10 protein-coding genes and 3 pseudogenes are annotated in these 19,602 nt (G+C 70.3%); 4 read left to right on the top strand and 9 right to left on the bottom strand.

The genetic code is table 11. The features are described 5' to 3' along the window. Positions 1 to 60: 60 nt before the first annotated feature. From OG974_RS02490 to OG974_RS02475, 4 genes and pseudogenes are all read left to right on the top strand, one after another. The gene (locus OG974_RS02490; protein WP_328928449.1) at positions 61 to 2,880 is read left to right on the top strand and encodes a DEAD/DEAH box helicase; all 2,820 of its coding nucleotides are present in this window, start codon (positions 61 to 63) and stop codon (positions 2,878 to 2,880) included. After that, the gene (locus tag OG974_RS02485) at positions 2,877 to 4,121 is read left to right on the top strand and encodes an SWIM zinc finger family protein (RefSeq protein ID WP_327279330.1); all 1,245 of its coding nucleotides are present in this window, start codon (positions 2,877 to 2,879) and stop codon (positions 4,119 to 4,121) included. Before OG974_RS02490 ends, OG974_RS02485 begins: the two co-directional genes overlap by 4 nt. A 286-nt stretch (positions 4,122 to 4,407) precedes the next feature. Then, positions 4,408 to 4,593 (top strand): annotated as a pseudogene (locus OG974_RS02480) (CorA family divalent cation transporter); the annotation flags it as partial. Between the two features lie 281 nt (positions 4,594 to 4,874). Next, positions 4,875 to 8,246 (top strand): annotated as a pseudogene (locus tag OG974_RS02475) (DUF6531 domain-containing protein); the annotation flags it as partial. A 677-nt stretch (positions 8,247 to 8,923) separates the two neighbouring features. Here OG974_RS02475 and OG974_RS02470 read toward each other — a convergent pair. The 9 genes and pseudogenes from OG974_RS02470 to OG974_RS02430 form a co-directional block, all read right to left on the bottom strand. After that, positions 8,924 to 9,351 (bottom strand): annotated as a pseudogene (locus OG974_RS02470) (transposase family protein); the annotation flags it as partial. A 371-nt stretch (positions 9,352 to 9,722) separates the two neighbouring features. Beyond that, the gene (locus tag OG974_RS02465; RefSeq protein ID WP_327279323.1) at positions 9,723 to 10,436 is read right to left on the bottom strand and encodes an alpha/beta hydrolase; all 714 of its coding nucleotides are present in this window, start codon (positions 10,434 to 10,436) and stop codon (positions 9,723 to 9,725) included. Positions 10,437 to 10,605: 169 nt separating this feature from the next. Then, positions 10,606 to 11,406 (bottom strand): helix-turn-helix domain-containing protein, encoded by an 801-nt coding sequence (locus tag OG974_RS02460; RefSeq protein WP_327279322.1) that lies wholly within the window; start codon positions 11,404 to 11,406, stop codon positions 10,606 to 10,608. A 149-nt stretch (positions 11,407 to 11,555) separates the two neighbouring features. Next, positions 11,556 to 12,407, bottom strand: a complete 852-nt coding sequence (locus OG974_RS02455) for an alpha/beta hydrolase (protein WP_327279321.1) — start codon at positions 12,405 to 12,407, stop codon at positions 11,556 to 11,558. Positions 12,408 to 12,545: 138 nt separating this feature from the next. Further along, the gene (locus OG974_RS02450) at positions 12,546 to 13,793 is read right to left on the bottom strand and encodes a helix-turn-helix domain-containing protein (protein ID WP_327279320.1); all 1,248 of its coding nucleotides are present in this window, start codon (positions 13,791 to 13,793) and stop codon (positions 12,546 to 12,548) included. 137 nt (positions 13,794 to 13,930) lie between these two features. Then, positions 13,931 to 16,804: an AAA family ATPase gene (locus OG974_RS02445; RefSeq protein ID WP_327279319.1), complete on the bottom strand. Its 2,874-nt coding sequence runs from the start codon at positions 16,802 to 16,804 to the stop codon at positions 13,931 to 13,933. Positions 16,805 to 16,864: 60 nt separating this feature from the next. Further along, positions 16,865 to 17,479 carry an FMN reductase gene (locus OG974_RS02440; protein ID WP_327279318.1) on the bottom strand — a complete coding sequence of 205 codons (615 nt, stop codon included), beginning with the start codon at positions 17,477 to 17,479 and terminating at the stop codon, positions 16,865 to 16,867. Next, the gene (locus OG974_RS02435; protein ID WP_327279317.1) at positions 17,476 to 18,561 is read right to left on the bottom strand and encodes an LLM class flavin-dependent oxidoreductase; all 1,086 of its coding nucleotides are present in this window, start codon (positions 18,559 to 18,561) and stop codon (positions 17,476 to 17,478) included. The genes OG974_RS02440 and OG974_RS02435 overlap by 4 nt, the downstream gene beginning before the upstream one ends. Before the next feature lie 101 nt (positions 18,562 to 18,662). After that, positions 18,663 to 19,499 carry an alpha/beta hydrolase gene (locus tag OG974_RS02430; protein WP_327279316.1) on the bottom strand — a complete coding sequence of 279 codons (837 nt, stop codon included), beginning with the start codon at positions 19,497 to 19,499 and terminating at the stop codon, positions 18,663 to 18,665. Positions 19,500 to 19,602: the final 103 nt, after the last annotated feature.

The raw sequence follows: 19,602 nt of genomic DNA, 5'->3' as shown, positions 1-19,602 counted from the left end.
AAGCGAGTGGCACGAGTCCTAGTACGGGAGCAGGGCACAGGCACGCGTAGCCTGCCGCCATTGGCCACACCGGAGTCGGCTGCCTGGGCCCGGAGCCTGCTCGACGACGGCTGGGCGGCGGTCTTCCTGCCCGGCGAGCCGTCCCGCCTCGGCCGGTTGCTGCTCTGGCAGCCCGCCGGGGCAGCCGCCGCCAAGGGCACGGCACCCGCGGGCATCGAGACCGAGGCGGCGGAGCTCGTCTTGCCGCACGGCCGCTCGGTCAGACGGCGCAAGGCGGAGGGTTACGCGCTGCCCGTCGCCCTCGCTGTCGCCGCGCTGTCTGGGGCACAGCCACCGCACCCGTCCGCCGCCGCCTGGCAGACCGCCGCCCGATTCGCGCTCCGGCTGCTCGCCGACGGCCGTCTTCACCCGGCCCTCACCCCCGCCGGCTACGACACCTGGCAGGCGGGCCCCCTCAACGCGGCCCAGCGTCGGACGCTGGACGCCCTCGCCGCCGCCTTCCCGCCCCACGGCCACTGCCTGCCGGAGCCAGGTCCTGCCCCGCTGCGGATCGCCGAACCGGCCGCGCTGGTGCGCCGGTTCTGCGACGCGGTCGCCGACGCCCTGGTCCGCACCCCCGCCGCTCCGCTCGCCATGGGAGCCCTGCCGTACGCCTGGCGCGAGACGCGTGCCGTGCCCACCCTGCACGAGTGGGCCGAGGAGACCGCTGCCGCGTTCACCGCCGACGTCCGAGTCTCGCTGCGGGTCGACGTACCCGAGGGACGCCGCCGGCACTTCCGGGCCGTCCTCCAGCTGCACACCGCTGCGGATCCGGCGCTCGTCGTGGAGGCCGCACAGCTGTGGAGCGAGCCGGCCGAGACCGAGCGCCTGCTCGGCCCGCGCGCCGAAACCGAGACGCTGCTCGCACTGCGCCGCGGCGCCCGCGTCTGGCCACCGCTCGACCGGCTGCTGAAGGACGCTGCTCCGGACCGGCTGCGGCTGACCGACGACGAAGCCTTCGACCTGCTGGGCGACGCCACCGACACCCTGCGCGCCGCCGGTGTCGACGTGCACTGGCCGCGCGAGCTCGTCAAGGCATTCACCGCGACCGCGGAGATCGGGCAACGCACCGCGCCCGGCTCCAGCGCGGGCGGCATGCTCGACGCCGGCACCCTGCTCGACTTCCGCTGGCAGCTCTCGCTCGGCGGAGACCCGCTCACCGAGGCCGAGATGGACGCCCTCGCGGAGACGCGCCGCCCCCTCGTCCGGCTGCGCGACCAGTGGGTGGTCGCCGACCCGAAGCTGGTGGCCCGCGCCAAGCGCCGCCGGATGGAACCGCTCACTCCCATGGAGGCGCTGGGCGCTGCGCTGACCGGCGAAGCGGAGCGGGACGGGGAGACCTTTCGCTGCACGGCGGTCGGTGCGCTCGGCGACCTCGTCGCCCGTATCCGCGACCCCGAATCCCGCACCCCCGCCCCACAGCCCACCGCACTGAATGCCACGCTGCGCGACTACCAGAAACGGGGCCTCGCCTGGCTGGCCGAGATGTGCGAGCTCGGTCTCGGCGGCTGTCTCGCCGACGACATGGGCCTGGGCAAGACCATCACCCTGCTCGCTCTGCACCTGCACCGCCAGACCGACCCCGCCACTGCGGGCCCCACACTCGTCGTCTGCCCCGCCTCGCTGCTCGGCAACTGGCAGCGCGAGGCAGCCAGGTTCGCGCCTTCCACCCCCGTGCGCCGCTACCACGGCGGCGACCGCCACCTGAAGGACCTCGCCGACGACGAGATCGTCCTGGTCACCTACGGAGTCCTGCGCCGCGACCGGGAGACCCTCGCCGAGAACGCCTGGTCGCTGATCGCCGCGGACGAGGCCCAGCACGTCAAGAACCCGTACGCCGTCACCGCCCGCGAGCTGCGCGCCGTGCCCACCCGCGCCCGCGTCGCCCTCACCGGCACCCCCGTGGAGAACAACCTCTCCGAACTGTGGGCGCTCCTCGACTGGACCACCCCCGGACTCCTCGGACCACTCGCCGTGTTCCGCGACCGCCACGCCCGCGCGATCGAGTCGGGCGAGGACCCGCGGGCCGCTGAGCGTTTGTCTCGTCTCGTGCGGCCCTTCCTGCTTCGCCGCAGGAAGTCCGACCCGGGCATCGCGCCCGAACTGCCCGCCAAGACCGAGACCGACCGCGTCGTGCCGCTGACGGCCGAACAGGCAAGCCTGTACGAGGCTGTGGTCCGCGAAACCATGGCGAAGATCGCCGAAGCCGAGGGCATCGCCCGCCGCGGCCTGATCCTGAAGCTCCTCACCGCGCTGAAGCAGATCTGCAACCACCCCGCGCAGTACCTGCGCCAGTCCACACCGCTGCACGGCCGCTCCGGCAAACTGGCGTTGCTCGACGAACTGGTCGATACCATCACCGCCGAACGCGAGTCGGTGTTGGTCTTCACCCAGTACAGGCAGATGGCGAACCTGCTGGAGAAGCACCTCGCGGAACGAGGCGTCCCCACCCTCCTCCTGCACGGCGGCACCCCCGTCAACGCGCGCGAGGAGATGGTGGACCGCTTCCAGCGCGGCGAGGTGCCGGTATTCCTGCTCTCCCTGAAGGCCGCGGGCACCGGCCTGAACCTCACCCGTGCCACCCATGTCGTGCACTACGACCGCTGGTGGAACCCGGCGGTCGAGGACCAGGCCACCGACCGCGCCTACCGCATCGGCCAGGACAAGCCCGTACAGGTCCACAAACTCCTCGCGGAGGGGACCGTGGAGGACAAGGTGTCGAAGCTTCTCGAATCCAAGCGCGCGCTCGCCGACGCCGTGGTCGGCTCCGGTGAGGCCGCTCTGACCGAACTGTCCGACGCCGATCTCGCCGAACTCGTCGCCCTGGGGAGGCAGGAATGAGCCCTTCGATCCCCGGCCCGCGCCGCACGCCCGCCCGCGGCAGGCGTGCCTTCGCCGAGACCTGGTGGGGCCAGGCATGGGTGACGGCCCTGGAGGACTCCACCATGGACTCGGGGCGCCTGTCCCGCGGACGCACCTACGCCCGCCAGGGCATGGTGGGCCCGACCACCATCGCCCCCGGCCAGGTCAAAGCCGCCGTCCAGGGCAGCAGGCCCCGCCCCTACCGCTCCACCGTCCACCTGCCCGTCCTCACCGACGCCCAGTGGGACACCCTCCTCGACACCATCGCAGCCCGGGCCGGGCATCTCGCCGCACTCCTCGACGGCGAGATGCCCGCCGAACTCGTCGACGACGCCCGCCACGCCGGTGTCCCCCTGCTCCCGCAGCCCACCGAACTCGACCCCGAATGCTCCTGCCCCGACTGGGGCTACCCCTGCAAACACGCCGCCGCACTCTGCTACGCCACCGCCTCCACCATCGACGCCGACCCCTTCGTGGTGTTCGCCCTGCGCGGCCGCGGACGGGAGGAGGTCCTCGCCCAGCTGCGCGCCCGCCGTACGGCCGCCCAAGCGACCTCCACCCCACCGGCGCCGGCCGGCCTCCCGGCCGTCGGCGCCTACGCGGCCTGGGCCGCCCTGGCCGAACACACTCCACCCCTTCCAGATCTCCCCGAACCGGCCCCCCACACCGCCGCACTGCCCGCCGCCCCGCCACCCGGCACCGGTCTGTCCACCACGGACCTCGAACGCCTCATGACGGACACCGCCGCACGCGCTGCCCGGCTGCTCACGGGCGACACCACCAGCCTGCACCTGACCCAGCGCGAGGACGCGGCACGGATCGCCGCGAGCAACTGCGGACCCGAGTGGTTCCACCACCTCATCCAGAACACCGGTGCCAGACCGACCGCGTTCGCCCGCCTCACCCGCGCCTGGCGGTATGGCGGCCCAACCGGCATCACCGTCGCCGAACAGCCCTACACCCCCGACCCGACGGCGATGACAGCCGCCCGCAGCGCCCTGACCGGGGCCCTCACCGAAATGACCACCGCCCCGGCCGCCCTCAGGGCCTGGCGCAACCGCCTCACTCTCACCGACCACGGCATCCAGCTGCGCCTGGGCCCTGACACCCGCTGGTACCCCTACCTCCAGGATGACGACGGCGACTGGTGGCCGGCAGGACCGGCCGACAGCGACCCCGTCACGGCGCTCACCTCCGTCTGGCAGGAGGCCGAGAGGTGACACGTACGACAGCCCGTGAATCGCCTCCTCGGCCCACACGCCGCCGCCTCGACTGTGCGAAGCGGCTCAGCAAGCCCCAGGAGGGCCGTCTCACCAGCGGAAGCACCGTCGAGAACCCGCTGCGGCTGGGGAGAATCTGGGGAGAATGAAGCAGCGCTGGGGAGCGGCTGGGGAGAATCGACCGCACAATTCGGCCTCACCATGAAAGCGTCGGAAACATGCAACGCCGCAGGTCAGCACGCCTCACACAGCAATCTGCGCAGGTCAACGCGTTGAGGACGACATCTTCAAGAAGATCTCCGCCTGGGCGGCCATCCTCTTCGCCCCCACCCTGGTCGGCACCATCTACGGCATGAACTTCGAGACCATGCCGGAGTTGGGTTGGAGCTTCGGATACCCCCTTGCGATCTGCCTCATGGGGGTGGTTTGCGTGAGTTTGTACGTGATTTTCAAGCGGCGGGACTGGCTCTAGACTCCTCACATCCCGCTTAGCTCTCCTTCGCACTTTGCTCTCGAATCACTCACAGATCGGGAGAATAGATGCGGGTGATCTCCTCACCTTGTCCCCGAAAAGCCCGTGACCAGCCATTTTTGGGCGTCGGCAAGCTCTGGGGAGAATCCGGGGAGAACCGAATGGGAATCAGCGCCTTGCGCCCGCCGCAACGAGCCCGCCGGGCTTCCTGTTCAGCGCCCCTTACAGAGCCCGCCGACCCTGCGGCGCATCACAGACAGTGAGCCTTTCCATCCTCACGGGGATTCAGCCTCGACGAGATCAATGCCGCGGCAAAGGACGGCATGATCTACGGCGGCGTGTTTGGTGCCGCCGGTGGTGTCACGAAAGCCGGCATCGAGGGGGGCCTGTTCACCAAGACCGAGGTGCCGCTGATGCTGCGGCCGCCGACGCTCCGACCCGACCTGGTCGAACTCGGTCCGGCGGCCCGGCAGTGCAAGAGCACTCCGTGCGTCGGAGAGCCGATCGACGTGGCGACCGGCGCCATGCTGATGACGCAGACCGACCTCACGCTCCCGGCCGACCTCCCCCTGGTCTTCGAGCGCACCCACCTGTCCTCGTACCGTGGTGGGGTGTGTTTCGGCCCCACCTGGGTCTCCACCCTGGACGAGTGCCTTCAGATCGACGGGGAAGGGGTGGTGTTCGCCGCCTCGGACGGCATGCGCCTGGTCTACCCCGTTCCTCAGCCCGGCGAGCCAGCCCTGCCCGTCAAGGGCGCCCGCTGGCCGCTGGAATGGGACGGCAAGCCCGACGGCGTCATGACCATCACCGACCCAGACTCCGGAGTCGTCCGCACCTTCGGTACCCCCCTCCCTTCCGGCACCTTTGGTGTCTTCCACCTCCCGCTGGACAGCTGGCACGACCGCAACGGCGCTCGCATCGACATCGAGCGCACGCCCGACGGCATCCCCACCGCGCTCCGCCACTCCGGCGGCTACTACCTCGCCGTCGACACCCAGGGGCCGCGCATCACGGCCCTGCGCCTGCTCGACCAGGCCCCGTCGCGGTACGAGCCCTCGCCGGGCGAGGACGCCGGTACGGTCGTCATGCGGTACGGCTACGACGAGGCGGGCAACCTCACCGAGGTCGTCAACTCCAGCGACGAACCGCTGCGTTTCACTTACGACGCCGAAGGGCGGGTCACCTCCTGGACCGACCGCAACGGCACCTCCTTCGCCTACTTCTACGACGCCCGCGGCCGAGTCGAGCGCACCGAGGGCAGCGACGGCTTCCTCTCCGGCACCCTCGCCTACGACGACACGGCGCACACCACCACCTACACCGACTCCCTCGGCCGCCGCTCCACCCACCGGTACAACTCCGCGGGCATGGTCGTCGAGGAGACCGATCCGCTCGGCCACACCACCCGCACGCAGTGGACAGAGCGGGGCGACAAACCCGTCTCGGTCACCGACCCGCTCGGCCGTACGACGCGCTACGCCTATGACGAAGCCGGCAACCTCACCGCGGTCACCCTGCCGGACCAGACCGTCGCCCGGGCCACGTACAACGCGCTCGGCCGGCCGGTCGAGGTGGTCGAGCCCGGTGGTGCGACCTGGCACCACACCTACGACGAGCTCGGCAACCTGGTCACCACCACCGACCCGCTCGGCGCCGAAACGCACTGCGCCTACGATGAGTCGGGCCACCTGATCACTGTCACTAACGCCCTGGGCCATACCCGCAGGGTCACACCGGATGCGGCCGGGCTGCCCGTCGCCGTCACAGATGAACTCGGGCACACCACGGTGGCGCGCCGCGACTCCTTCGGCCGTGTCGTCCAAGTGGTCGACCCACTGGGCGGGACCACCCGCATGGGCTGGACGACCGAAGGTAAGCCGGAGTGGCACGAATACGCCGACGGCAGCCGGGAGTCCTGGACCTGGGACGGCGAGGGCAACCCGCTCACCCACACCGACCCCGCGGGCAACGTCACCCGCCACACCGCCACGCACTTCGACGTCCCCGCCACCCGCACAGACCCGGACGGCACGGCATACGCCTTCGCGTACGACACCGAGCTCCGGCTGACCGGAGTCACCAACCCGCAGGGGCTGACCTGGAGGTACGCGTACGACGATGCGGGCCGACTGGTCACGGAGACCGACTTCAACGGCCGGACGCTGACGTACACGCACGACGCGTCGGGCGCTCTGACATCCCGCACTAACGGCGCGGGCGAAACGCTGAGCTTCACCAGAGACGTGCTGGGCCGCGTCATCGAGCAGCGCACCGACGCGGGCGCCGTCACCACGTACGCCTACGGCACATCGGGCCATCTGATCCACACGGCCAACGCGGATGCGGCGGTCTCCATCGCGCGGGACGCCCTCGGCCGTACGCTCACGGAAACCGTCAACGGCCGGACGATCAGTTATGCGTATGACGCGCTGGGGCGGCGAATCCAACGAGTCACGCCGTCCGGCCTAGCCTCGGAGTGGGTGTACGACGCGGCGGGTCGGTTGGTAGAACTACACGCGGACGCAGGTTCGTTGGCCTTCTCGTACGACGCTACCGGCCGCGAGGTCGAGCGTAGCCTCGGGGATGGCCTGACATTGACCCAGACCTGGGACGCGGCAGACCGCCTCACCGCCCAGTCTCTGACAGCACGCACGACAGATGCCGATCGACTCCTCCAGCACCGTGCATACGCCTATCGCCAGGACGGCTATCTCACCGAGATCCGTGAACTGATTTCGGGCACCCGACGGTTCGACCTTGACCGCATCGGCCGCGTCACGGGCGTCCGAGCCCACGGCTGGACTGAGACGTACGCCTACGATGCGACAGGCAACCTCACCCACGCCACCGCACCCGCGCACGAATCGTCCGGTGACCGTGAGTTCACCGGAACCCTCATCCGTCGTGCCGGCCGCACCTCGTACGATCACGACGCCCAAGGTCGCCTGATCCGCAAGAACCGCAAGCTCCTCAACGGGCAGCAACGTACATGGACGTACGCCTGGAACTCGGAAGACCGCTTGACCGAGGCGGTGACCCCGGATGGTGACCGCTGGCAGTACACGTACGACCCACTGGGCCGCCGGATATCCAAGCACCGTTTGGCGAAAGACGGCTCGACCGGCGAGCGCACGGAATTCACCTGGGACGACACCCGCCTGGCCGAACAACGGGCAGCCAATGGCAAGTTCACCACCTGGGACCACGCTCCCGGCACCCACCGCCCGCTCACCCAGACCGACCATCAGCCGCTGGTCCGCGAGCCGGGCGCATCACTGCTGGCCAAGCTGAGCCCGGACACCGGGGCCGACCACGGCACGCGCTTCCACGCGGTGATCACGGACGCCGTCGGCACGCCGACCGAACTGGTCACTCTTGGCGGTGAACTGGCCTGGCAGCGCCGCACCACCCTGTGGGGCGTGGACTTCCCCACCTTCACGGACGCCACATCCGTGGACTGCCCACTTCGCTTCCCAGGTCAATATGCAGACCCTGAAACGAGCCTGAACTACAACCACTTCCGCTATTACGACCCGGAAAATGCCCGGTACATCAGCGTGGACCCGCTGGGTCTGGAGCCTGCTCCGAATCCGAACGCTTACATCCGTCACCCCGGTACATGGTCAGACCCTCTGGGCCTGGCGGGCTGTGATCTACACGACCTGGGCGGTGGCTGGTACCGCTCACCAGAAGGCCTCGACTATGGGCCTGGATCCCCTGAGGGGCACCGCATCACTCACGTAATGCAGCACACCCAAGAGAACCCGGCGAAACCTGCTCACGGGGTTTTCGACACGGGAAGCAAGGGTGTGCTTGAGACGATCGACGAGGCTTGGGGCAAGCGGGCCACAGCTGTCTCGGTAAATCCGCAGGGGGCACGCACAACCTATATCATCCCGATGGGGCGCCAAGTCGGCTTCAACCCTGGTGATGAATATATTTCCATCACTGTCGAACACGGCAATGAAGTGATCACCGCCTTTCCGAGGAGTTGGAATTGATGGAAAAAGTGGCCTGTGTCCATTGCGGACAGGACTGGGTACGCCGCTACAAGCGAAAGGACTCGGGCCAGATCTTCTTCATGTGTCCGGAATGCGAGTCCGTCTGGCTGAGCGAAGGGGACAGGCATGACGAGACGGATATGTACCTGAGTGAATTTCTTCTCACGGGAGACTCGGGGAAGGACTGGGAAGCAATCACTCTCTGCCCGGAATGAATTCCTGGAAGACGTAGCCGTCGGCCTGGGCGCGGATGCCGCCGGGAGGGAATCCCGCCGGCCGGTCATGCGGTGGCGTCCGGGACGAAGACGCTGACCCGGTAGGTCGTCGGGACAGATCCGGATGATCTTGTCGGTGCGGGCGGCGGTCAGGTTGTGGGTGCGGCCCTGCAGCGCGGGTGAGATCCACAGCGCCTCCGGCCGGATCGGTGACGACCGCGATGTTCACTCCATGACCACGGCGCTTGGCCGAGTAGTCCCGCCCGGCTGTCGCCGACGCGGTCACACTCGGCGAGAGTCCCGTCCAGGAGCGCGAAGTCGGGGTCGTGCTCGCACAGGGTCTTCAGCAGGCCAGGGGCCCGGTTGGCGAGCAGGCCGGTGACGGCGATGACATTGGCGTGGGCGGTGCTGACGGATGTCCCGAAGCCGGCCGCGATGCGGGCAAGGGTGTCGTGGCGGCGCAGGTACACGAGAGCGACGAGCGCACGCTGGTGCGGCGGAAGCTGGCACCGCCAGTCGCCCTCACGGGTGACGATGCGCATGGTGACCCACTCGACCAGGGCGTGCGGCAGGTCGAGTGCGGCTGGATGGGAACCAACGAGGCTTCTTTACCAGCGGGTTGAGACTTTGAACACTCCCTCAACGACACCGGGGCCTCGTGCGTTGCACCCCCTGTCCCCACCTCACCGGCGTCCCCCGATCGGTGGCCAGCCTGAAAAGGCTCAGTGGCTCACGCCGTTCACGGTCTCTTCTGCAGACTCGGGGTACCCAGCCGCGAGCACCCGGCGGCGGCATACCGAGACCTGCGCTCGCACGGCCAGATGGGGAGGTCTTCCGGTCCGAGCTCGGCCCGACCGAGGGGTGGCGCCCCGACCGGCGCGGTCCCACTCGTGTCGTCGCGGAGGTCGGTCGGTCAGCTCGTCGCCCGTACGGCGTCCCTGATCAGGTCGGCGACCCGGGTGGGCTCGGACAGGACGACGGCGTGGGAGGCGTCCGGGAGTTCGACGACGACGGCGCCGGCCCGTGCGGCGCCGAAGCGCTGGACCTCGGGGCCGATCGTGCGGTCGGCTCCGGCCACCAGGGCCCAGCACGGTTTGGTCCGCCACGCCGCCGCGGACGCGGTCTCGGTGAAGGCGGCGGTGGCGAGCGGGCGTTGGGCGGCTGCCAGGGCACCGGCAACATCCTCGGGCACGTCCGCCGCGAAGACGGAGGGAAAGGCCGTCTCCTCGATGGTGACCTCGACCGCGGAGTCGCCGTCGAGGAGCGGGTACGTCCACTCCTTCAGGTTGCCCGTCAACGGGGACTCGGGGAAGCTCCCTTGGAGCTGGCCGAGGCTCTCGCCCTCGTGAGGCACGTAGGCCGCCACGTAGACGAGCCCGACGACGTTCTCCGCGGCGCCGGCCACGGTGATCAGCGCACCGCCGTACGCGTGGCCGACGAGTACGACCGGGCCGTCGACCTGCGCGAGGACGGAGGCGAGGTAGGCGGCGTCCGACGTCAGGCCCCGCAGCGGGTTCGACGGAGCGATCACCGGGATGCCGCTGCTCCGCAGTTCCGAGATGACGCCTATCCAGCCTGTCGCGTCGGCGAAGGCACCGTGCACGAGGACGACGGTGGGGTTGGTCATGCGAGTTCTCTTCTCGGTGTCGGACCACGCGTGGGTCGTCGTCACGACGGTCAGGGCCTGGCCCGGAATTCGGCAAGAGGTCCCTGCAGCTGTTGCTCACGGTGGAGCCGTGGAAGCGGCACCTCTTGTAGTGCGCGCATTCACGCCGTCATGACGGCGCACACGCGCCTCAGCGCCTTCGCTCGTCCTGGGCGCCGGGAGCCGGCGGTGCGAAGGCCGAGGTCGCCAGCGCCTGCCATTCGCTGGGGCTCATGCCGTAGGCCCCGCGGAACGTGCGGCTGAAGTGCGAGGGGCTGCTGAAGCCCCAGCGGTGTGCCACCGCGGCCATGGTGATCCTCCGGTTGGAGCGGCCCAGCTCCAACCGGCAGAACTCTAGCCTGCGCTGCCGCACCCATTGGCTCACCGTGCTGCCGTCGTTCTGGAAGAGCTTCTGCAGGTACCGGACGGAGATGTGGTGGGCGCGTGCGATCGACTCCGGTGAGAGGCCCGGTTCCATCAGATGCTCTTCGATGTAGCCGTGGATGCGGGACAGCATCTCGTTGACGGCCCCTGACGCGTCGTCGGCCTCGTCCGTCGTGTCCGCATCGAGGAGCTCCATGACCAGGACGGAAAGGAGGTGTACGGCCGTCCTGGCCCGCCGGTCCCCGATCGTGGACCGGCGGAACTCCGCCTTGGCGGCGAGCGCGGTCAGGAAGTCGGACGTCAGCGCCCCGAGCCCCTCCCCGCCGCGTACGGGTACGCCGAGCACCTGGTTCAGTTCCGACTCCGTGACGCCCAGGTAGCAGCGGGACACCCGGAAGAAGATCATCTGGCAGTCTTCGCCGAACTGCAGCAGGTGCCGTCGGGCCGGGTCGCAGAAGACCAGGTCGTTCGGCTCCAACAGGGTCTTGGCGCGCTCGCGTACGACGGTGACGGGCCCACGGACATGGACGCCGAGGTAGACGTGGGTCCGGTCGTTCGCCTCCGGCATCTCGGAAAGCATCTGGACCAGCCACCCCGAGCGGGAGGAGGACGAGGCCGGACCGGGCGCTTGCCGAGGCACCCGTTCGGGCGCACGTGACATCAGTGTGAGGGTCATGGGGATTCCTAGCCGTGGGTTCGTGCGGGCGGAGGGCGGAATCACGCCCCGTTCACCGGCTCCTCGGCCAGGAACTTCTCCACCACGGCGTTGAAGGCCGGCGGGTTCTCCAGGAAGGGGAAGTGCGAACTCGCCACGTCGGAGGCGAAGACGTGCAGGCGCGCGCCGGGAATCCGCTCGGCAACGAAACGTTGCGAATCGGGGTGCACATGGCTCCCCTCACAGCCGATCACCAGGGTCGGCACGTCGATCCGGGGAAGCACGTCGCGCCAGTCCTGCGCGCAGTGGTCGAACAGCAGCGGCACGCCCGCGTAGGCGGGTGTCGACCGGATCTCCTCGCCGACGAAGGCCAGCACCTCGGGGTCGGGCTCACCGGAGAACATGCCTCGCACGAAGTCGGCGAGGACCGTGTCGCCCTCCGGCCCCGCGAGGGCCGCGCCCAGGTACAGCAGCCCCGACACGTCGAAGATGGCGCCGGAGTCCCGCTGTTCGCGCTCGGTCATCCAGGGCACGGCGGCGACCGTCGCGGGCTGGTCGACGGCGACGAAACGCCGGATCCGTCCGGTCCCGTACTGGTCGATGAAGCTCCACCACACCGAGACGCCCATGGACCAGCCCAGTGCGTCGAAACGGTCAAGACCGAGATGGTCGACGAGTTCGAGCACGTCGCGGGAGAGTCGGGCGATGCGGTAGCCGTGATGCGGCTTGCCGGACTTCCCATGGCCGCGGAGGTCGACAGTGACGACTCGGCGGCCGGGCGCCAGTCCTTCGATCTGGTGGCGGAACATCGCCTGCGTCTGCCCCCAGCCGTGCAGCATCACCAGCGGGACGCCCTCGCCGCCGGTGTCCTGGTACGCGAGCCGTGCTCCGTCCGTCGTGATCAGTTCCTTCATGACCTCTCCCCTGGTCAGAGGCGGTATTTCGCTCCCGCCCGTCCCGAACATCATCGAATGGGGCCCGCCGCCCGCACCACCGCGAGCTGTAGGAATCGAGCCGTGGATCCTCCTCGCTTTGTCGAAGCGAGGAGGAGGTCAGACGGCTCCGTCGCCGCCCGGGGCGAGGAGTTCCTCGATCCTGAGGCCGAGGTGGAGCGTGAGCCGGTGGACGCCGTCGCCGAGGTCGAGTCCGGTGATCTCCTGGATCTGGCGCAGGCGGTAGTAGAGCGAGGTGCGGTGGATTCCCAGCGTGTCCGCGGTCCTGGGGATCGATCCCGCGTGTTCGAGGAAGCAGCGCAGGGTGTCCCGCAGGCGGTCGCCCCCCTTCGCCCCGGTCAGGGTGCGGAGCGGCTTCGGGACCAGGGACGTGTTCAGGGCGTGCTCCGGGAGCTGGAGCAGCACGGCGAGTTCCCCGAGGAGATCCCAGTCACCGGCGCTCTTCAGGGTGGGCAGTCGGCGTGCCGCGCGCGCCGCCACGAGCGCCTGCTCGTACGACGTCCACGCGTCGTCCAGGCCTGGGTGCCGTCCACCGACGCCGATCACCGGGTCCGCCGACGGGTCCAGGAAGGTGCGGAGTTCGTCGAGGATGCGAGCGGACTGGGCATCGACCTCGCCCGGGCCGGGTGGGCGGTCGCGGAGCTGGAGCAGCGTCGCCCGCTCCTTCCCGATCGCGATGAGCCCCTGGGCCGAACGCGTCTGCCGGAACCCCTCCAGCGCCCCCCACAGGCCCGCCTCGTACTGTCGCACGAACTCGGTCGCGCAGCTCAGCTGGACGACGGTGACCAGGACGTGCTGTGCCGCTCCGAGCAGTCCGAGTTCCCTGCCTCGCCGCCGTGCGGTGGTACGGGCGACGACGTCGGTGCCGACGAGTTCGAGGACGAGGTCCCGCTCGTCGGCCTTCCGGGTGTCGGTGGCGATGTGCTCTCCGTACATCTGGGCGGCCATGGCGTCCGCGGCCCGGGCGATGGCACGTGTCTCGTGCTCTGCGAGCGTCTTCTCGGGCACGACCACCAGGAGCAGTCCGAGGAGATGTCCGCGCTCGCGCAGGGGCACGACGTAACGGGGCAGCAGTCCGAGATCGTCACGGCCGTCGATGAACCCGGCTCTGGACCACTGGGTCACGCCCTGGGCGAGGACGTAGCGGATGGTCGCGTTGTCGGCGCGGCCCTGCAGCAGGGTGCCGATGCGGACCGGGTCCTCGTCGCCGAAGTGGCGGCTCGTGCAGACCATGCGGACCAGCGGGTCGTCGACGGCGACGGACCGGCCGAGCCGCTCCGCGAGCTCGTCGACGAGCGCCTGGAGCTCGGGGCTGCCGGGGCGGGCTCGCTGGAGCCTTACGGTCATGCGCTGCTCCTCTCTCGATCAGCTGTTCCCCGCGGACTTCTCCATTCCGCGGCTCTTGATCATTCTGAGGAAGCGACGACCTCGGCACATCACACGAATCGTCCATTGCCATGACGCCCACGTGGGATACGAAGCGGCTACTCTCCGCTGTCACGATGCTTCACCAGCCGGGTCAGCTCCACGCGTGAGGTGATGTCCAGCTTGGTGAAGGCCCGGCGCAGGTGCGAACTCACCGTGTGCGGTGAGAGGGAGAGGTGCTCGGCCACCTGTTGGTTGGTCAGCCGTCGAGCCACGAGCCGTACCACCCGTAGCTCCGCGGCCGTCAGCTCCGGCCATTCACCGGAGAGCCCGGCGGGCGAGGGTCGGCGTCGGACCCCGGCGGCCCGCAGGCGCCGGCGGACGCGTGCGACGTCCCGCTCGGCGCCCGCTCGCGCGTAGAGCGCGAGGGCCGTGTCGAAGTACGGCACCGCTTCGGACTTGCGGGTGGCCGCCAGCTTGCGTCCGGCGTCCTCCAGTGCCGACGCCCGGGCCATCACCCGAGGGCAGTCCTCGTACAGCCGGACGGCGCGTACGAGAGGGGCGAGGTCGTTGTCGAGGAGCCCCCGGGCGTGCGCGGCGGTGGCGGCCAGGAACGTGAGGTCGGGGTTGAGCGCGGCTCGCCGCTCGGCCAGGGCGACCGCCTGCGCGGCCCGTTCGTGCGCGCCGGCACGCAGCGCCAGACGGACGAGGACCGGGGCGTCGGCGGGGTCGACCAAGCCGGCGTAGGCCGGCCGGTCCGCGGCGGGCGACGTCATCACCTCGTCGAGTTCGGCCATGGCACGGGCGGGCCGGCCTTCGAAGTCGGCCATCAGTGCCAGCATCCAGGCGCCGAAGTGCCGGACGACGGGTGCGCCGTCGCTCCGCATGCGCCTCGCCTCCGCCGCGTACGCTCGTGCGGTCTGCTGGTCGTTGGTGTGGAGGGCGACGCGCATCATCACGTACCGGAGCGTGACGTCGGCGAGGTTGCCCGGGCCGAGATCGCCGGTCGTCTCGGCCGCGGCTTCGGCGTCGGCCCGGGCGTCCGCCAGCCGTCCGACCTCCAGAAGGATGCGGGAGCGGGTCATGAGCCACATACGGGTGGCCGCCGTTCGGCCCTGCTCCCTGGTGATCCGGATGCCGTCCTCCGCGGCGGCGAGCGCCTGCGCGGTGCGTCCGGTGGTGTTCGACAGGAGAGCGTGCCACAAGGCCTCCGGAACCCACAGCGAGGTGCTGACGCCCAGGGCGTCGGCCAGCGCGGCGGCCCGCTCGGCCTGCCGGAACGCCTCGGTCAAGTCCATGCGGTGGAAACTCACGGCCGAGCGGACCGTCGTCAACGTGGCCTCGGCGGAGCGGTCCCCCGCTGCCGCTGCGGTCTCCCACGCCTCCGCGGCGACCTGCTCGGCCGCCGAGTGCTCGCCCGCCATCGACAGGCCGACAGCGAGCATGGCGAGCAGTCGCCCCCTCACGTCCACGGGGATCCCGGGCAGTGCCGCCCCGGCGCGGGCCTGCCGGACCGCCTCGCAGAAGTCGAACGGTACGGCGAGGCGTGCCAGGGCGAGGCGTATGCGTGCCTCGTCCTCAGGTCCGAGACCGCCGGTCGCCAGGGCGGAGGCTCCCAGCTCACGCGCCTGGGCGGCCCGGCCCGTCTGCCAGAGCAGCGGGATCGTCTCGGCGATGACCCGCGGCCGCTCCGGAGCGTCCGCCGTGGTGAGTTCCAGGGCCTTGAGGCTGCGTTCCGCGGCGGGTCCGGGAGCGGTGGCCGCGAGTTCCGCCGCGGCGGTGCGCAGCCGGTCGGCCTCCGCCGCGTCTCCCGGCCCCGCTCTCCCGGCCTCCGCCGCATCTGCCGGGGCTCTCCCGGCCGACGGCCCGGGACGCTCGGCGGGGGAGGCCGCGCTCCCCGGCGGCAGCTCGGCGGCTTGACCACGCAGGGCCTGACGCAGGGGCAGGGGGAGGCCGGCTTCCACCGCCTCGCGGATCAGGTCGTGGCGGAAGGCGAGGCGATCGCCGCTTTCGGTGAGCAGATCGGCGTCGAGGGATTCCCGTACTGCTGTGATGAGCGCCGCCGAGGACCTGCCGAGCAGTTCGGCCAGCAGCGCGACGGTGACCGGGCCGCCCATGGCGGCCGCCGTCTGCACCAGCTCCCGTGCCTCGTCGGACAGCTGGGCGAGGCGGCGCACGACAGACGGGAGATCCCGTGGCGCGGGGGGTCCGGCCGACAGCCTGGCCGTGCCGTTCTCGATCGTCACTGCCTCCCGTAGCGAGCCGAGCAGCTCGACCAACAGCTGCGGGACCCCTTCGGCGCGACGGACGACGCGGAGGACGTCCGGGTCGGGAGCGGCGCCGAGGACGTCCTCGGTGATCCGTGTGGTGGCCCGGTCGTCCAGCGTTCCCAGCGCCAGCTCGTGTGCGCCTGCCCGCCGGATCCTGTCCAAGGTCGTGCGCACGCCCGACGGCACGCTGCCGCCGCGCACGGCGACCAGCCACAGGATGGCGTGCGACGAGAGTCCGGCCGCGAGGGTGTTGAAGGTGAGGAGGGTCAGGTCGTCGCACCACTGGAGGTCGTCGAGGACGACGAGCAGAGGGCCGTTTCGAGCCGTCTCCCGCAGGCGGTCCCCCAACTCCTGGAGCAGCCAGAACCGCTGGCCGGGTGTCGTGGCGAGGTCCCTGAGGCGGATGGCGCCCGACAGCGGTTCCTCGCCGGAGAGCAGACCGTCGAGGAGGGGGCCGAGCGGCACGAACTGTTCGTCGGGGTCCGCGGCCCCCTCGAACACCCTCGTCCCGCGCCGCCTCGCGGCTGCCGCGGCCTCCGCGAGGATCCTGGACCTGCCGATGCCGACGGGGCCCTCGACGCGGATGATCCCGCCCTCGCCCCGGACGAGCGCGTCGAGCCGCGCCTCGATGAACGCCAGTTCGGCGTCCCTGCCGCGCAGCGGCGTCCGTACACCGTCGAGTTCCTCGGGCACGGTCCTTGTCGTCACTCGGTTCACGCTCATACGGCGGAACAGTATGAACCATGTGAACCACCCCGCCGCCGCCCGGGCCGGCGGCCCGTCTCAGTCGAAGCGCAGGTCGGCGAGTTGCCGTTCGAGGACGGTGACGTCGTCCTCCGGCTCTTCACCGACCGGGCGCGCCGCCATGAGCGCGGCGAGCTCGACGCCCGCCCGGCGGACGCGGCCGGGCAGGCCGTCGGTGTACTCGGATCCACCCGAGCCCCAGTCCTCGGAGGCCGCGAACACGGCGGTGGGGACGACGACGGCGCGGAGATGGGCGAAGAGCGGGCGCACGGCGTGCTCAAGGACCAGGGAGTGGCGGGCCGTACCGCCCGTCGCCGCGATCAGGACCGGCTTCCCGGAGAGGGCGTCCGGATCGATCACGTCGAAGAAGGACTTGAAGAGACCGCTGTAGGAGGCCGCGAACACGGGAGTCACGACGATCAGGCCGTCGGCGGCCGTCACCGCGTCGATGGCGGCGCTCAGTCGCGGCGGTGGGAATCCGGTCACGAGGTGGTTGGCGATGTCGCCGGCCAGTTGGCGCAGCTCCACGACCTCGGTCGGCGCCGCGTGCCCCCGGACGTCGAGTTCGTCGCGGGCCGATTCGGCCAGCCGGTCCGCGAGCAGGCGGGTGGAGGAGGGGGTGCTCAGCCCCGCGGAGACGACGATCAGCTTCATGCGGCGGACACCTCCCGGACGGCTCGGAGGGACGCGTGCGTGGGGGCCTGCGGCACGTCGGCCGGACGCCCCTTGGCGAACTCCTTCCGCAGCACGGGCACGACCTCTTCGCCGAGGATGTCGAGCTGTTCGAGGACGGTCTTCAGGGGCAGGCCCGCGTGGTCCATCAGGAACAGCTGGCGCTGGTAGTCGCCGACCGTCTCCCGGAACGACAGGGTCCGCTCGATGACCTGCTGGGGAGAGCCCACCGTCAGCGGGGTCTGCTCGGTGAAGTCCTCAAGCGACGGGCCGTGGCCGTACACCGGCGCGTTGTCGAAGTAGGGCCGGAACTCCCGTACGGCGTCCTGGGAGTTCTTGCGCATGAAGACCTGTCCGCCGAGGCCGACGACGGCGTCCTGCGGCCGGCCGTGACCGTGGTGCGCGAACCGGCGCCGGTAGAGCTGCACCATGCGCCGGGTGTGATCGGCCGGCCAGAAGATGTTGTTGTGGAAGAAGCCGTCGCCGTAGAAGGCGGCCTGCTCCGCGATCTCGGGGGACCTGATGGATCCGTGCCAGACGAAGGGCGGGACGCCGTCCAGGGGTCGCGGTGTCGAGGTGAAGGCCTGGAGCGGCGTACGGAACGTGCCCTCCCAGTCCACGACGTCCTCGCGCCACAGCCGGCGCAGCAGCGTGTAGTTCTCCTTGGCGAGGTTGATGCCCTGGCGGATGTCCTGTCCGAACCACGGGTAGACCGGACCGGTGTTGCCGCGGCCCAGCATGAGGTCGACCCGGCCGTCGGCCAGGTGCTGGAGCATCGCGTAGTCCTCGGCGATCTTCACCGGGTCGTTGGTGGTGATCAGCGTCGTGGACGTGGACAGGATCAGTTTCTCGGTGCGGGCGGCGATGTAGCCGAGCATGGTGGTCGGCGACGACGGTACGAACGGCGGGTTGTGGTGCTCGCCGGTCGCGAAGACGTCAAGACCGACCTCCTCGGCCTTGAGCGCGATGGCGACCATCGCCTTGATGCGCTCGCGTTCGGTCGGAGTGCGACCGTTGGTGGGGTCGGGGGTGACGTCCCCGACGGTGAAGATGCCGAACTGCATGGGGTGTCCGCTCTCCTGAGCTCGTAGGGTTCCGCGCCGGGGATCCGGGGCCGGGTGACGCCGGGGCCTCCGGCGTCACCCGGCGGGTCAACGGTGGGGGGTCACTTCGCCAGGAAGGCGAGGAGGGCGGTGTTGACCTCCTCGGCATGGGTCCACAGCAGACCGTGCGGGGCGCCCTCGATCTCGACGTAGTCGGCCGACGGAAGCGCCTTGTGGAAGGGGTGCGCGGTGCCCTCGGCCGGCAGGATGCGGTCGGCGGTGCCGTGCAGGATCAGGGCCGGCACGTCGACGGCGGGGATGTCGGCGCGGAAGTCGGTGTACCAGGTCGCCGGTGCGGCGGACGCGGCGAAGGAGCCGCCGCGGGCCGCGGTGTTCCAGCTGTTGCGGACGGCCTCCTCGCTGATGCGGGTGCCCAGGTTCTCGTCGAGGTTGTAGAAGTCGTTGAAGAAGGCCGTGTAGTAGGCGTAGCGGTCGGCCTTGACGGCGGCGACGACGCCGTCGAAGAACTCCTTCGGGGCGACGCCGTCCGGGTTGTCGTCGCTCTTGAGCAGGCAGGGCTCAAGCGAGGCCAGGAAGGCGACCTTGGCGACCCGGCCGGAGCCGTACCTGGAGACGTAGCGGGCGACCTCGCCGGTGCCCATGGAAAAGCCGACGAGGACGGCGTCGTTCAGGTCCATGGTCTCCATCACGGTGTGCAGGTCGGCCGCGAAGGTGTCGTAGTCGTAGCCGGTGGTCGGCTGCGAGGACCGCCCGAAACCGCGGCGGTCGTACGTGATCACGCGGTAGCCGGCGTCGAGCAGAGCGGCGCTCTGGCGCTCCCAGGAGTGGCCGTCGAGCGGGAATCCGTGGATGAGGACGACGGGCTGCCCGGATCCCTGGTCCTCGAAGTACAGCTCGACGGGGTTGGTGTTCTCCTGGCCCACGGTGATGTACGGCATGCGGATGCTTCCTCGATTCGGGTCGGCTGGTCCGCGCGCCGAAGCGGCGCGGCATGCCCGTCACGCTAGGACCGGTCCTGCACCTCCCGTTGCCGTACCGCGC

Source organism: Streptomyces sp. NBC_00597, from assembly GCF_041431095.1.
GTDB lineage: Bacteria > Actinomycetota > Actinomycetes > Streptomycetales > Streptomycetaceae > Streptomyces.
This window is presented reverse-complemented; position numbering and strand designations above follow the sequence as displayed.